We start from the raw sequence: 14,105 nt of genomic DNA, 5'->3' as shown, positions 1-14,105 counted from the left end.
ATTTGAATACTTTTAATCGAGTGGTTTTTATCCAATGCCAAGATAGAAAATATTAGATCTATTCTATTCAAACCGCTCATATAAAATGAACACCCATCTATGAATGATCGTTCATAAAGTATGAAATTATATATTACAAACTGTAAATTAATATTATATATATATATTAAATTTATATCCATGAATCAATAGATCGCTCTGGCGTTAATAATATTGTTGAAATCGCAAGTTAATTGAATTTGTTACAAACAGGAACGTAACGACTTTTATCTTTAATTCAATGAATAATATGACAACATAAATGCATTCAAATATTACTCAATGTGCAGGAAAGTATTAATAACTTCCAAATAGGCCTTTGTTTCTAAACCAAAAATAAAATATACTTAGGAATCCACAGGTAAAAAAGATTAAAGCAATGCTACTGGAGTTAACGTGTAAATAAAATTCTCCTATCATCCAAATGGAATTTGCAGTAATCCAAAATACAGTTGCTAAGTTATACCAGAAATCTGAAGTGTTCTGCTTGCATTTATAAGTAATCCAAATAGAAAGAAGAATGGTTGGAATGGCCAAAAAAGCACCAATATATTTCCATCCCATCATCCAACTCATATCTTTCATAAGCCATAACAGTACAAGTATCATATCGAACTCTCTAATGCTTAATGTTTTCATTTTTGAAATAATTTTCAAAGCTAGTAAAATATAGAAGGTAAATATTAATGAAATGAATAAATATAGAAATTGTTGAATAATTTAATACTTTCAAAAAATGACATACCTGAGATACCAGATTATAAAGTTAGTTGGAAAATGGTAAATGAGTGTGTAATAGATTTTAAACAAGTTTATATTCCTTTTAAGAGCAAAAGGATCTCAAATTCGAAATTCAATAAAACAGATTAAAAAATCTGATTAGTACTAACCATGTAATTGGAGATCATTCCTAATTATGAAATTTGATCAAAAAAAAACTCCGACCTTTGTCGGAGTGTAGAATTTTTTTTAGAAAATTCTCGGATAAACCACATAAATCAAAACAAAAAATATAAATACGTCTTTAATTGATATCTACAATGTATGATAGCAAAAATTCTTTTTTATATAAATCCGAATATTGTAAAAATTTATTACCTGGCTACTGACGAATGCAAGTCTGGTTTGGATATGCATATATGGCCAAGCGATTGGATGTTCGCTTAGTGAATTTGGTTTTAGATGCATAAAATAAATCATTCGGTTTCGCCAAGTAATAAAAAGGTTAGCGATAGTAAAATAAATATTGTTTATTGTAAAAATACAAATTGCAGTTTTTATTAATAGGGTTGTATGTATATTAAAACATTTAAGCATAATTACATTTTTATCAATTTTCCTGAAGAAATAATATGTTCATCAGTATATATTTTAAATAAATATGTTTCTTTATTTAATTCACGATCTAATTGAATATTTAATGTTGATCCAATTCCTTTTACTTTTTGAATGCTACGACCTTGAAGATCTAACAATTCAAAATAATATGGAGTATTGATAGATTGATTTAAATCGATTGAAAAGTGATTAATAAAAGGGTTTGGTGATACTGTAACTTTTGATTTTTCTCGGCCATGATCAATAACAGCCGTGTATAGAATTCGACCAATCGTATGAAAATAAGTGTTTGTTGACACTGGAGGATTGATATCAAAATAGATATCTGCCTTATTTGGAATAACGGATTGTAATGGAATATTTTTAATTGGTTTAATGGAGAAATGAATATATCCGTGTGAATTCACCTGATCCGTTGTACTATCAGGCAATTCAATATTTTGAAATCTGAAAGTTAATTTTCTATCAGCATTTAATGTCCATGTAAATGGGTGACTTGCTCCAAGTATTTGTAAAGTAGAAAGATCAAGTAATGGGTCTATAGCATCTTCAATGGACACTAGAAATGCGGTATCATTTCCAGTATTTTGAAATCTAACCAGATAAGGAATACGATCATTAGGCTCGATAATGTGAGCTATTCCGGAACCTTCCAATACTGCAATTTTATCATTTGGGTCGTAAGCAGCTTTTACTTCACCACAATAAGTGGAAATATAAGGGGCCTGATCACCAAGTGCAAAGTTATTAAGATATCCGGTTGTAAATCCTCCAGAAGGCAAGGTCCCACATGCTTCTATTGCCGATGATGCTTTAACTTGAAATGGATTTAACGGGATAGTATCAAAAATAATTCTTAAAGAATGACCATTGGCTGGGTAAATAAAATCTTTGCTTTCATTCATTTTAAGATTTATTTTCCCAGAGAATCCCGGCATTACATCATCTTCTACAGTTGCAAAATTTAAGTCTTGCTGCAAATCTCCGGACCCAATATTTTTGACAGAAAAAACGATGGTGCCATTATCACATTTTGATGTTATTGATAATTCAGCTTTTGAAAAATTAGTATGTGCATTACAAATACTATCAGGATAAATGTGAGCCGAAGCACATAACGTGCGTTTGAGCCAACTGATATCACAAGTTGATTGGGTAATAACTGTAAATTGTCCTGCTTCTAAAGCCTTAATGGTACCTAAAATAAACCTAAAAACATTCCCAGTAATGGGTTGATAAGGAATATTAGCAGATTTCAATTGCAAGCTATCATCCAAAGTGACATCTACATATGCATTAAGCGCATCTTTCGAACCAAAGTTACTGTAGTTAATTTTAAAAATTTGTTCAGAACATAGTCTAATGAATGGTGTAGAAATATTTACAGATAAAAATGGACAATCAAAATTGGGCTTTGCAGTTTCATTGACATTGATAACTTGCTTTGTTGAAGTATAATTTAGTGTGTTTATTGTATTACAAGATGTCCAAAGGTTATCATTGTTATAAATAGAAACATTGTATGTTGCTAAAGGAAGGAACGTGTAGAAAGAACCATCAGACCTGGTTTGGGTGAAATATTCGATGGGTCCATTTTTAAAGCGAACTTGCATTTCAGGTATTCCTTTAAAAGTGGATTGAGCATTGCAATTATTATCATCATCTCTTCGCACAAAACCTTGAGCGATTACATAATTGAAATTGCCGCAACCTGATATTCCGCGTGAAGGAATGGTTTGTAGTTGGGAAGTAACAAATTCAACCTGTGCAGAGGCAACTTGAGAATATGCAAAACAAAAAGTTGTTGCATTGCTAAGTATTTTAAATTTTACTTTAATTAAAGTTGAGAAATCCGGTAAGTTTTCGGGTTTTGAATTAGGTGAAACCCATGAATATCTGACAGTGGTATCTACTTCTACTTGAGCGTCGTTAGTAAATACCGGGAATTCACTAGAAATATAACTCAAATCAAATTTCGAAACTGTAATTGCAAATTTTCCAGAAATTATATCATTGGCGTTAATGGCATTGATGGATAAAGTTAGGGTATCATTGCTTACCTGATATTCATTTAATAGATAGACTGAATCCTTGCCCTGAGCAAAAATATGGAAGGTGCTGAGTACGAAGAAGATCAAGAATATTACAGATTTCATAATCTAGGGTTTAAATCCGATGTAAAAGTCCAAAGAATGTCTTTTGAAATCAAAGACAATTATTTGCAATTGTACATGAATATTTAAAAAAAATTACTATATTATACTGTTTATCAATAATTTATGATTATTTTTATACTTGATATTATGTAAAAATTAATATGAAGCTTATAAAATTATTGCAAACATTTGATAATCAGCAAATTAAATCCTTTGACAGGTACTTAAAATCGCCTTATTTTTGTACGGACACACTCATGGAACAATTATTTTCTGTGTTAATTAACACACAGTTGAAAAAAAACACAGAATTAGATAAAGAAATGACCTTCAAATCATTGTTCGGCAAGATCCCTTACAATGACACCAGAATGCGGTTATTGTTGAGCAGGTTGTTTAAATATGCAGAAGCATTTCTTGTCCAGGAACAACAAATGCTTCAATGTAAAACCGATTTATTGTTAAAATCATACCGTCATAAATCGTTAGATAAGTTATTTCAGGAAACCATGGCTTCCATTGATGAAGAGCAAAAAAGCCAATTTCCAAAAAATGAATCATTTTATGATGATCAATACTTAATAGCTATAGAACATTATGAGTATTTAGTCAGTAAAAAGCGTCAGGGAGAATTTAACTTAAAGGACATTTCGGATGCCATGGAAACGGCATATATTATAAAAAAATTAAGACATTGTTGCCGGGTTATGCATGTTCATTCCGTTTATAAACTAGAAACTCCTTTTCCATTTATTGATCAGATTTTAAGTTTTGTAGCGGAAAATAAATTGTATGAAATACCAGTATTGGGATTTTATTATTATAATTATTTGTCGATCATTTTTGGAGCAAAGGATGAATATTTTCAAAAATGTTTATCCTTGCATCAATTGTACGAAAACCATTTTGAACAAGATGAACGAAGGGAAATTTATTTAAATTTATTAAACTATTGCATACGAAAAGTAAATGAAGGTCAAAGTCAATATAATGCAACAGTTTTTGAATTATACATGAAAGGATTGGAAAAGGATTTTTTATTAGATCAAGGGAAATTATCCAGATTCACTTATCGAAATATTGCTGAAATCGGGATTAATCTCAAAGAATATGATTGGGTCAATTCTTTTCTGGAGAGATATCAATCTAAATTGGAGAAAAATCATCAGAATTCATTTTACCTGTTAGAAAAGGCAAGAGTTCTTAGTGATCAACGTAATTATCATCAGGCTGTTGCATTGCTCGCTAATTTAAGTTTTGATGACCATATTATCGAATTATCAACAAGATTAGAACGTATTCGTATTTTTTATGAAATGGAAGAATTGGAGCTATCTCAATATCATATTGAATCCATGGAAATCTATTTGCGGAGAAAAAATAATTTTGGATATCACTCTGAACATTACAAAGCGTTTATTCATTTTATGCGTAAAATTTTGAAGCAAATGAACCCTAATAAACTTCAATGGACTGCTCTAAGAAAACAAATTGAACAAGAAGAAAAATTGACAGGAAGGAAATGGTTGTTGGAAAAAGTAGATCAAAAAATACTGAAATAAATTAAAGTGATTAACGTTTTTTCTCTACGCGCTTCAATAGATCAATCTCATATTTCTGTAACAGGTATGTTAATTTGATATTCAGTAAAAAGCATTTGAATGGTTCCTGTATTCGCACCGGTAGATTTTTTTACTTTTTTCTTTCCATTCAGGTCTACAGCAAGCGCTTTTGGAATTTTGAATTTATTCATTTCTATTTCATAAATTGTTTTGTCAGGTAATCCTGATTTAATATATGAACCATAATAATAATCTGCCAATATGGTTCCATTCGATTTAGTAGTTAATTGAATTTTATAAATTAATTGATTCCGATCCTCTATCCATAATTTACAAAGAATAATATCTTCTTGTTTTGTAGGGACTACTAAGATGATTTTACATTTTTTTTGTTGGACTATTTCTTCATTAACTAAAACAGCAGTATATGCATTTGTATCTCTAAGCAAATCAAAACTTTCATATGGATTTTGCTTGGGTAAAAAAAGTATTCCTTGCGACTTAATCTTGAATTTATTGGGCTTTTTATAATAGACTTTTGCGTCTCTCGATTTCATATTGATATCAGGTAAATCAAAATCCAGATGAACCTTAGCCTTATAAGAATTAATTAATTCAAATTTTTTTACGCAGGAATGTACGATTTGTTTTGGTGATTGGGCATCGACAGAGAACGCAATGCATAAGAGTATAAATCCTAAATAATATTTCATCTTCATTAATTCAATATATCTTTATGTTTAAAATGGTACCATCCCACCCAATAGAATACGATAATATGAATAATCAAAACAATGGATGATTTCCAAATGAGTAAAAAATCTAATTGTTGATCAAACATATTTTTCCAAATAATCATGTGAGTTGTGAATAGATATGGTCGTATCAAATCGAATAAGGGCACATCCATAGTGCCAATAATGGTAAAAAGTATAATGATAGCCATAGTTAGAATGATTGGACTTATGGAATTATCCACGTAAGTCGATATCATCATGGACAGTGTCGCTACAACACTTAGTCCTAATATTGCGAAACAAAATGAAAGTCCAAATCGCCAAATAAGATCTTGAGATTGAATAATTTCTACACCATCACTTTTTAACACCATGAGATCACCTATACCAAATAAGAGGACACCACATAACAGAGATATGATTCCTAATATCATTACAATACTGGCAGTATATAATTCACCACTGATCCATTTTGAAAAAAAGATGGCTGAACGAGAGTTGGGCTTTGTTAAGAGGATTTTTATTGTTCCACTGGAAGCTTCACCTGAAATTAGATCACCAGTAACTAATGCAACCAACAATGGCATTTGGATAATTAGTGTTTGTAAGATGATGAATGATACCATATATCCATTGAGAATATTACCTTCTAAAACAAAACTATCCTTAAATGTATTGAGTATAAAATCAAGATATTCCTCGCCACTAGCCTTAAGTGCGAACTCGATGAGAAAGATGATAATTAATATAGATCCATAGGCTATATAAGTCCGTGGTTTCGAAAATATTTTATACAATTCAAAAGTGATGAGTTTCATTAGATGTTCGTGGTTATATTTAAATACAATTCTTCTAATCCTCTTTTTGAATCTAAACGAAATATTTTAATTTGGTGCTGTACCAAAGTATTTACAAGAGATGGTATATTATTTTTATTTAATTTAAACTGAATAAATAGATCATCAGATTTCACGTTAATGCCAAAGGTTTCTTGAATAATTGCTATACATCTTGATACATCATCTACTTCAAGATGTATGATCATATCTTCCTCATTTAATAATTGCATGATATTGCCTTGGGAAATTAATTTCCCTTTATTGATAATGATAATATGATCGGCGACTAATTCTATTTCACTTAAAATGTGGCTGCTTAACAATATAGTTTTCTTGAATTCATCGCGAAGTCGTATGATCAATTGTCTGAATTCAATAATACCCTCCGGATCAAGACCTGTAGTTGGTTCATCAAGTATAATGATTTCAGGATCATGGATTAGACATTGTGCAATTCCTAATCTTTGTTTCATTCCATGTGAGAAGGTCTTTACTTTATCTTTTTCTCTGCCTGTCAATCCAACTAAGTCAATACATTTTTGAATATTTGATATAGCCTGATCACTTTTGCTAATCATGGCCAATAATTCAAGATTTTTTTTAGCTGTTAAATAAGTATAGAAATCTGGTTTTTCAATAATGCAACCTATATCTTTAAAAATGTTATGTTTATTACCAACCAAAGATTGATTCAAAATATTTATATAGCCGGTAGTCGGTTTGATTAATCCTAAGATACATCTCATCAAAGTACTTTTACCAGCACCGTTGGGGCCTAATAAGCCAGTGATTTTTCCTTTTGGTACCTCAATGCTCAGATCATGCAAGGCTTCAAAGTGGCCGTAACTTTTATATAGATTTTTGACAGAAATAGCTGACGTATGCATGATCAAAAGTTAACAGTAATGCGTGATTTTTGTTTATGTTTTGTACCTAATTAACAAATATTTCTTAGGCCATAATTGCATAAAATATTAGATTCTTATTTGATTCTTGGCTAAAACAGTTTTTCTAAAAATTTAATGTGTATCTTTGTGTAAATATGTCTAATTTAATACAAGAGAAAGTACTTTTATCCAATTTAGGAATTGAGGCTTTTAATGAAATGCAAACTAAATCATTTCAAACGATCCAAGATCAAAATGAAGTGGTATTATTAGCACCAACAGGATCCGGAAAAACTTTAGCTTTTTTGTGGCCTATCATCAACCAATTGAACCCGGAGATTAAACAAGTTCAATGCTTGATATTAGCCCCAACCAGGGAGTTGGCATTACAAATAGAACAAGTGTGGAAAAAACTGGGAACTGGGTATAAAGTAAATGTTTGTTATGGAGGCCACTCCATGCAAACCGAAATCCAAAATCTTACTGCGCCTCCAGCCTTACTTATTGGAACTCCCGGGCGAATTGAAGATCATTTGGTTAGAGATTCTTTCAGGACTCAGGATATTAAGTTATTAATATTGGATGAATTCGATAAATCATTGCAGTTGGGATTTCATGAACAAATGGCTACTATTATCCAACGGTTGAGTCACTTGAAGAAAAAAGTTCTTGTTTCTGCAACGCCTTGTCCTGATGTACCTGACTTTGTTAAGTTGAAACATCCGGTAACTTTGGACTATATTGTAAATGACCAACACAATAATAAATTACAATTACACTGGGTCCGTAGTACAGATTCCAATCGCAATAAAATTGTTGTCCAACTGTTAAGTACATTTAAAGATGAGACCGCATTGATTTTTTGTAATCAAAGAGAGACCGCAGAAAGTTTATGTAATTATATTTTATCACATAACATTGCAGCCACATTTTATCATGGAAAATTGGAACAGGAAGATCGTGAATTAGCTTTAATCAGATTTAGAAATAGTAGTGTGCATTTTTTAATTTCAACTGATTTGGCATCCAGGGGTTTGGATATTCCGGAAATGAAACATGTAATTCATTATGATCTGCCTGGTAAATTGGATGAATTTACACATCGCAATGGTCGAACAGCCCGTATGTATGAATCAGGATCAGTTTATGTTTTAGCAAGTCATGTAGATCATTTACCAAAATACATAGATCCGAATATTCCTGAATTTGTATTACCTACAGCTACTTCAATTCCTCTGGCTCCTCAATTTACAACAGTCTATATTAGTGGAGGAAAAAAAGATAAAATTAATAAAGTTGATATCGTTGGTTTTTTCTTACAGAAGGGGAAATTAGCCAAAGAAGATCTTGGATTAATTGATATTAAGGACCACTATTCTTTTGCGGCAATTAAAAACAACAAGGTGAATAGTTTATTAAAAAATGTGTACGAAGAAAAAATGAAAGGTAAAAAATATCGGATTCAAATTGCAAAATAGTAGTGAAATGATTTTTTTGAATTGATTAGATACGTTTTATGGAACCAAAATTACCTAATAAAAAAGATCCATTGCATGGTGTGACATTGGAAGTTATCGTAAATCATTTAGTCAACACGTATGGTTGGAAAGAACTTGGTCAACGAATTACGATCAATTGTTTTATCCATGATCAAAGTATTCCTTCTAGTTTAAAATTTTTAAGAAAAATGCCTTGGGCTAGAAAGAAAGTTGAAGATTTTTATTTGTATACACTTCGTCAAGATAGAAAGATTCAAAATAATACCACTGAAAAATAGTATTGGCCAATTGATTATAAATAAAAAGGTTTTGTGAATCCGAAAGTTGTCATCGTTACCCCACCTTTTACTCAGTTAAATACGCCTTATCCTGCTTCTGCATATCTTAAAGGTTTTTTAAACACTAAAGGTATTACTTCGGTTCAATGGGACTTGGGAATTGAAGTTGTATTAGATCTGTTTTCATCAAAAGGATTGTTGGCTTTGTTTGAAGATGTTTATCGAACAGAGAACACTATGGAATCCGAAATCGCAGTGAGAATATTTCAATTGAGATCTGAATATATTCAAACTATAGATCACGTAATACACTTTCTTCAAGGTAAACTTCCAGAATTAGCACATCGAATCGTTCAAGGTCATTTTTTACCGGAAGCATCTCGTTTTAGTCAATTGGATGATCTTGATTGGGCATTTGGTCGAATGGGTATTCAGGATAAAGCTAAACATTTAGCCACCCTTTATTTAGAGGATTTATCAGATTTTATTCAATTATGTGTTGATTCCCATTTTGGTTTTAGTAGGTACGCGGAACATCTTGGTAGATCTGCACATTCTTTTGATGATATTTATGACCTGTTAAATAGTCCACCATCTTATATTGACCAGATTTTACTAAAATTATTGACTGATAAATTAAATCTAATATCACCAAAGTTAGTTGCCATCTCAGTTCCTTTTCCGGGTAATTTACTCTCAGCTTTTAGAATTGCACAATGGATAAAAAATCATCGACCAGAAATAAAATTAGCTATGGGTGGTGGCTTCCCCAATACAGAGTTAAGATCAGTTTCTGATGTTAGAGTATTTGAATTTTTTGATTTCATATCATTAGATGATGGAGAAGCACCAATAGAACATATCATAGAGTATTTAGATGGAAAAAGACCTATAGAATTATTAAAACGAACTTTTGTTTTACAAGATAAAAAAGTGAGTTATTCCAATTTGAGTTTAAATAAGGATTATTCACAAGCAGATACTGGGACTCCGGATTACAGTGATCTATTAATGGACCAATACATTTCTGTTATTGAAATGGCTAATCCTATGCATAGTCTTTGGAGTGATGGCACATGGAATAAATTGACGATGGCACATGGATGTTATTGGGGTAAATGTACTTTTTGTGATATCTCATTAGATTATATTAAGGTGTATGAACCGATTACAGCGAGTTTATTATGTGATCGAATGGAGATTCTGATTGCACAGAACGGAATTCGGGGATTTCATTTTGTAGATGAAGCGGCACCTCCAGCATTAATGCGTGCCTTAGCCTTGGAAATCTTAAGACGGAAATTAGTTGTCAGTTGGTGGACTAATATACGGTTTGAAAAGAATTTTTCCAGAGATTTATGTTTATTATTAAGTGCTTCTGGATGTATTGCAGTTTCTGGAGGATTGGAAGTAGCTTCAGATCGTTTGCTCGATTTAATTAAAAAGGGGGTCACTGTATCGCAAGTAGCACAGGTAACAAGAAATTTTTCAGAAGCCAATATTATGGTGCATTCTTATCTGATGTATGGATTTCCGACTCAGACAAAACAAGAGATTATAGATTCTCTGGAAATGGTGCGACAGCTCTTTGAACTCAATGTTTTACAATCTGGTTTTTGGCATCAATTCGCAATGACAGCACATAGTCCCGTTGGTTTGAGACCTCAAGATTTTGGGATTCAAAAATATAATACAGATATTGGTGCTTTTGCAAATAACGATATGGAATATATAGATCCTTTGGGCATTGATTATAGCCAATTTAGTTTTGGATTAAAGAAATCATTGTTGAATTATATGCATGGGATTGGTTTTGAGTTTCCTTTACAGGATTGGTTTGATATGAAGGTTCCGAAAACGAAAGTGGATCGTGATTTTATATTGAACGCTATTCAGGAAAGTCCATTTGTTGAGATTAAATCCAGTGCAAAAATAATTTTTTTAGGTGGAGCTCCTTTATTAAAATGCATGCATAAAATTAAGAAAGGTCAATCCATGGAATATATTGAATTAATTTTTCACACTAAAGTAAGCACTATTGTATTATTATTAGAATCAAATGATGCCAGGTGGCTTTTACAAATATTAGATAAGCTTTCAATTGGTCCATCTGAGGTATTAACTTTTGAAGATGTAAAGAATGATTATATGTCCTATGGATTGGGAGCGTTTGATGTTTTATGGTTTGGTAAGGAAATGGATCAATTGAGAGAAGCTGGTCTATTATTAGTAGTCTAGTTAATAACAAATCAAAATTATAAACAAATAAATGTGATCTAGCTGTTAGACATTTTCGCTTCTAATTGAGTGGTTATTAGGAGAATTAATTGTTATTTATTTAAAAATTTTCAATATGTCAACTATATATTTACTTTTGTGAGATTAATATTAGGTAAATAATCCAATTATGAGTCAAGCTTTTAAATTCTTTATTTTTAAACCACTTTGCGTTTTTATACTTTTTAGTCTAACCTGGTTGACCTCATGCCGAATTATTGATAATAATGTGGAGGTGGTGTATCAATTTAAACAGCATCTGAACATTTACCCAGAAAAGAAAATCTATCATATTGGTGATACCATTTGGGTAAGTAATAGTTCTCATGAACCCTTTATCATCAATGAAATAAATCAAGAAAAAATTTCCTTGAGTGATAAATTGCTTAATATTCATTTTAGAATTTATGATGCCGAATTTAAATCCCAATGGTTCTATCCAAATAAACCATTTGATATCTATATTGAAACTAAAGTGGCACAATTGCTAGAAAATGTTGATACAAACAATCAGTATTTTTATTTTAATTATGGATGTCCTGAGAAATCTATTTATTTTAAATTTGGTGTTATTCCAAAAACCAAAGGTATTTTTATAATAGCGCCAGATAATAATTCATTTCAATATCATACATTCCAACAAACAGATTCATTTTGTAATTATACTGGAAATCAATATGATGCGTATTTTGGACAAATTACGGAATATATTTACTATTTCGATGTAGCTAACAATAATGGAGAATTAAATAGTTCCAATCCTATCGACGAAAAGGAAAAGGAGCATTTAAAGAAACTAACAGAGAACAAACATATTTATTGGTTTAAAGTAGATTAATATGAAAAACATTAGAATACTGGGCTTTATTTGTTGCTGTTGTATTTTAGATATAAAAGCTCAGTTGCATCAGAATGCTGTTCAATTGAGTTCGAGTGTGGTGACAGGTGCATTTGATGATTATAAGGGTAAATTATTTTTAGATGGCATCAGCATAGCTTATCTGATTCCTTTTAAAAATATTAGAAAGTATAAGTATATTGAATTAACGGATTTAATACTTGGCACATATCATAATCAAAAATCAGATATTAAAGTATTAGGTTTGGGAATGAGTTTTGGATATGGGTTTTTTATGAAACAAACAATGAAAAGTTTAATTAAAGTTGTTTTTGATTTTCAATTAGGTATTAAGTATCAAAAGCAATTTGAACATTCCATTACAAGTTACGGGGCTGATAGTAAAAGTAAGTATTTTGGAATGAATTTGTATATTAATCCACAAGCCAATTATAATATTTCAAAAAATTGGAGTTGCTTTCTGGGTATTTCTAATAAACTTGATGTTGGATTAAAATATAAAACAATCTTTTCAGAACTTAAATTCAATAATATTAGTAATGAAATTTTTAACCCAAGTGCTACTTTTAACAAAGGTATTCGGTTTGGAATAATATATAGATTTTAATTTTGCAACTTGTGACTTTAGGATTATTAATAATAATTTGACCATGCATCCATTTTTTAAATGCATCAAGACAATATAAAAGAATTTCTCGATTTCTATTCTGATAAATATAATCATCGGGCATTTATTGAACATGATCCTATCTCTATTCCACATCAATTTTCAAAGAAACAGGATATTGAGATTATAGGCTTTTGGGTGGCCATGCTTTCATGGGGTAATCGGAAGACCATTATTAATAAAGGGCTTGAATTATGTGAGCGGATGGACCATGCTCCGTATGATTTTGTAGTGAATCATCAGGAAGAAGACCGTCGAAAGTTTGAGACTTTTGTTCAGCGAACATTTAATTATACGGATAGCTTATATTTTTTAAGTTTTTTTCAATCATGGTATAAAACACATGACAGCCTAGAAGAGGCATTCATTGGTTTCGAAGAACATCCATTTATGAATTTGGAGGCGAGTTTAGAATCATTGAATCAACATTTTTTTAGTGGAGATGAGGTGCCTCAGAGAACTCGAAAACATGTCTCTAAGCCTTCATCCGGATCCAGGTGCAAACGGATCCTTATGTTTTTAAGATGGATGGTTCGAAAGGATGACAGGGGTGTGGACTTTGGTATTTGGAAAAAGTTGCAACCTTCGCAACTAATGCTGCCTCTAGACGTTCATGTAGAGCGGACAGCTAGATTGTTGGGGCTATTGAAGCGCAACATTTTAGACTGGAAGGCTGTGATTGAAATATCTGAGGCTTGTAGAGCTATGAGACCCGAAGATCCTGCCTTTTATGACTATGGATTGTTTGGAATCAGTCTAGCCATGAAACAAGAAGAACCCGATATTTTAAAGTTTCTACGAAATAATTCGTAGATTTCTTGACAATCTGAGTTTGTTGATATTATCTTGCAAAAAAATTGTTGAAATCTTAAAATTTATAAACATGCGAAATCAGTTTTTAATTCTTTTGGCCTTGCTATTCTTGTGTCCAAATATTGGTGAGACCCAGGCTAATGCAGGTTCAGGT

Annotated in this window: 12 protein-coding genes; 7 read left to right on the top strand and 5 right to left on the bottom strand. The window is 31.2% G+C overall.

Going from position 1 to position 14,105, the window contains the following annotated elements; genetic code table 11:
• Nucleotides 1-336 precede the first annotated feature (336 nt).
• Both IPK88_03270 and IPK88_03265 read right to left on the bottom strand, forming a co-directional pair.
• A complete protein-coding gene (locus IPK88_03270; GenBank protein ID MBK8242422.1) occupies nt 337-678 on the bottom strand; it encodes a hypothetical protein in 342 nt (113 codons plus the stop codon).
• 680 nt (nt 679-1,358) lie between these two features.
• A complete protein-coding gene (locus tag IPK88_03265) occupies nt 1,359-3,533 on the bottom strand; it encodes a hypothetical protein (protein MBK8242421.1) in 2,175 nt (724 codons plus the stop codon).
• A gap of 161 nt (nt 3,534-3,694) precedes the next feature.
• On the opposite strand from IPK88_03265, the gene IPK88_03260 reads away from it, so the two are divergent.
• Entirely contained in the window at nt 3,695-5,095 is a 1,401-nt protein-coding gene (locus IPK88_03260) for a hypothetical protein (protein ID MBK8242420.1), read from the top strand.
• 47 nt (nt 5,096-5,142) lie between these two features.
• On the opposite strand, the gene IPK88_03255 is transcribed toward IPK88_03260, so the two are convergent.
• The 3 genes from IPK88_03255 to IPK88_03245 are packed head-to-tail and all read right to left on the bottom strand — an operon-like array spanning nt 5,143 to nt 7,558.
• Complete coding sequence (locus IPK88_03255; GenBank protein MBK8242419.1) at nt 5,143-5,808, bottom strand: hypothetical protein; 666 nt, start codon at nt 5,806-5,808, stop codon at nt 5,143-5,145.
• Between the two features lie 5 nt (nt 5,809-5,813).
• Nucleotides 5,814-6,650 carry an ABC transporter permease subunit gene (locus tag IPK88_03250; GenBank protein MBK8242418.1) on the bottom strand — a complete coding sequence of 279 codons (837 nt, stop codon included), beginning with the start codon at nt 6,648-6,650 and terminating at the stop codon, nt 5,814-5,816.
• Entirely contained in the window at nt 6,650-7,558 is a 909-nt protein-coding gene (locus IPK88_03245) for an ABC transporter ATP-binding protein (protein MBK8242417.1), read from the bottom strand. The genes IPK88_03250 and IPK88_03245 overlap by 1 nt, the downstream gene beginning before the upstream one ends.
• A 155-nt stretch (nt 7,559-7,713) precedes the next feature.
• On the opposite strand from IPK88_03245, the gene IPK88_03240 reads away from it, so the two are divergent.
• The 6 genes from IPK88_03240 to IPK88_03215 all read left to right on the top strand — a co-directional run bounded on the left by IPK88_03240 (nt 7,714) and on the right by IPK88_03215 (nt 13,951).
• Nucleotides 7,714-9,036 carry a DEAD/DEAH box helicase gene (locus IPK88_03240; GenBank protein ID MBK8242416.1) on the top strand — a complete coding sequence of 441 codons (1,323 nt, stop codon included), beginning with the start codon at nt 7,714-7,716 and terminating at the stop codon, nt 9,034-9,036.
• Nucleotides 9,037-9,074: 38 nt separating this feature from the next.
• On the top strand, nt 9,075-9,335 hold the full coding sequence (locus IPK88_03235; GenBank protein ID MBK8242415.1) for a DUF2132 domain-containing protein: 261 nt from the start codon (nt 9,075-9,077) through the stop codon (nt 9,333-9,335).
• Between the two features lie 33 nt (nt 9,336-9,368).
• Nucleotides 9,369-11,573: a radical SAM protein gene (locus IPK88_03230; protein MBK8242414.1), complete on the top strand. Its 2,205-nt coding sequence runs from the start codon at nt 9,369-9,371 to the stop codon at nt 11,571-11,573.
• Nucleotides 11,574-11,742: 169 nt separating this feature from the next.
• A complete protein-coding gene (locus tag IPK88_03225) occupies nt 11,743-12,450 on the top strand; it encodes a hypothetical protein (GenBank protein MBK8242413.1) in 708 nt (235 codons plus the stop codon).
• A gap of 1 nt (nt 12,451) precedes the next feature.
• Nucleotides 12,452-13,078, top strand: coding sequence for a hypothetical protein (locus tag IPK88_03220; protein ID MBK8242412.1), 627 nt, complete (start codon nt 12,452-12,454; stop codon nt 13,076-13,078).
• Between the two features lie 60 nt (nt 13,079-13,138).
• Nucleotides 13,139-13,951 carry a TIGR02757 family protein gene (locus IPK88_03215; protein MBK8242411.1) on the top strand — a complete coding sequence of 271 codons (813 nt, stop codon included), beginning with the start codon at nt 13,139-13,141 and terminating at the stop codon, nt 13,949-13,951.
• The last annotated feature ends 154 nt before the right edge of the window (nt 13,952-14,105 follow it).

Source organism: Candidatus Defluviibacterium haderslevense (genome assembly GCA_016712225.1).
GTDB lineage: Bacteria > Bacteroidota > Bacteroidia > Chitinophagales > Saprospiraceae > Vicinibacter > Vicinibacter haderslevensis.
The sequence above is the reverse complement of the archived record's forward strand: the minus strand, read 5'-3'. Positions and strand labels throughout refer to the sequence as shown.

Coding starts and splice junctions, on each gene's coding strand:
- IPK88_03235 (MBK8242415.1), top strand. CDS start 9,075: ATGGAACCAAAATTACCTAATAAAAAAGATCCATTGCATGGTGTGACA.
- IPK88_03225 (MBK8242413.1), top strand. CDS start 11,743: ATGAGTCAAGCTTTTAAATTCTTTATTTTTAAACCACTTTGCGTTTTT.
- IPK88_03265 (MBK8242421.1), bottom strand. CDS start 3,533: ATGAAATCTGTAATATTCTTGATCTTCTTCGTACTCAGCACCTTCCAT.
- IPK88_03220 (MBK8242412.1), top strand. CDS start 12,452: ATGAAAAACATTAGAATACTGGGCTTTATTTGTTGCTGTTGTATTTTA.
- IPK88_03250 (MBK8242418.1), bottom strand. CDS start 6,650: ATGAAACTCATCACTTTTGAATTGTATAAAATATTTTCGAAACCACGG.
- IPK88_03270 (MBK8242422.1), bottom strand. CDS start 678: ATGAAAACATTAAGCATTAGAGAGTTCGATATGATACTTGTACTGTTA.
- IPK88_03255 (MBK8242419.1), bottom strand. CDS start 5,808: ATGAAATATTATTTAGGATTTATACTCTTATGCATTGCGTTCTCTGTC.
- IPK88_03240 (MBK8242416.1), top strand. CDS start 7,714: ATGTCTAATTTAATACAAGAGAAAGTACTTTTATCCAATTTAGGAATT.
- IPK88_03260 (MBK8242420.1), top strand. CDS start 3,695: ATGAAGCTTATAAAATTATTGCAAACATTTGATAATCAGCAAATTAAA.
- IPK88_03245 (MBK8242417.1), bottom strand. CDS start 7,558: ATGCATACGTCAGCTATTTCTGTCAAAAATCTATATAAAAGTTACGGC.
- IPK88_03215 (MBK8242411.1), top strand. CDS start 13,139: ATGCATCAAGACAATATAAAAGAATTTCTCGATTTCTATTCTGATAAA.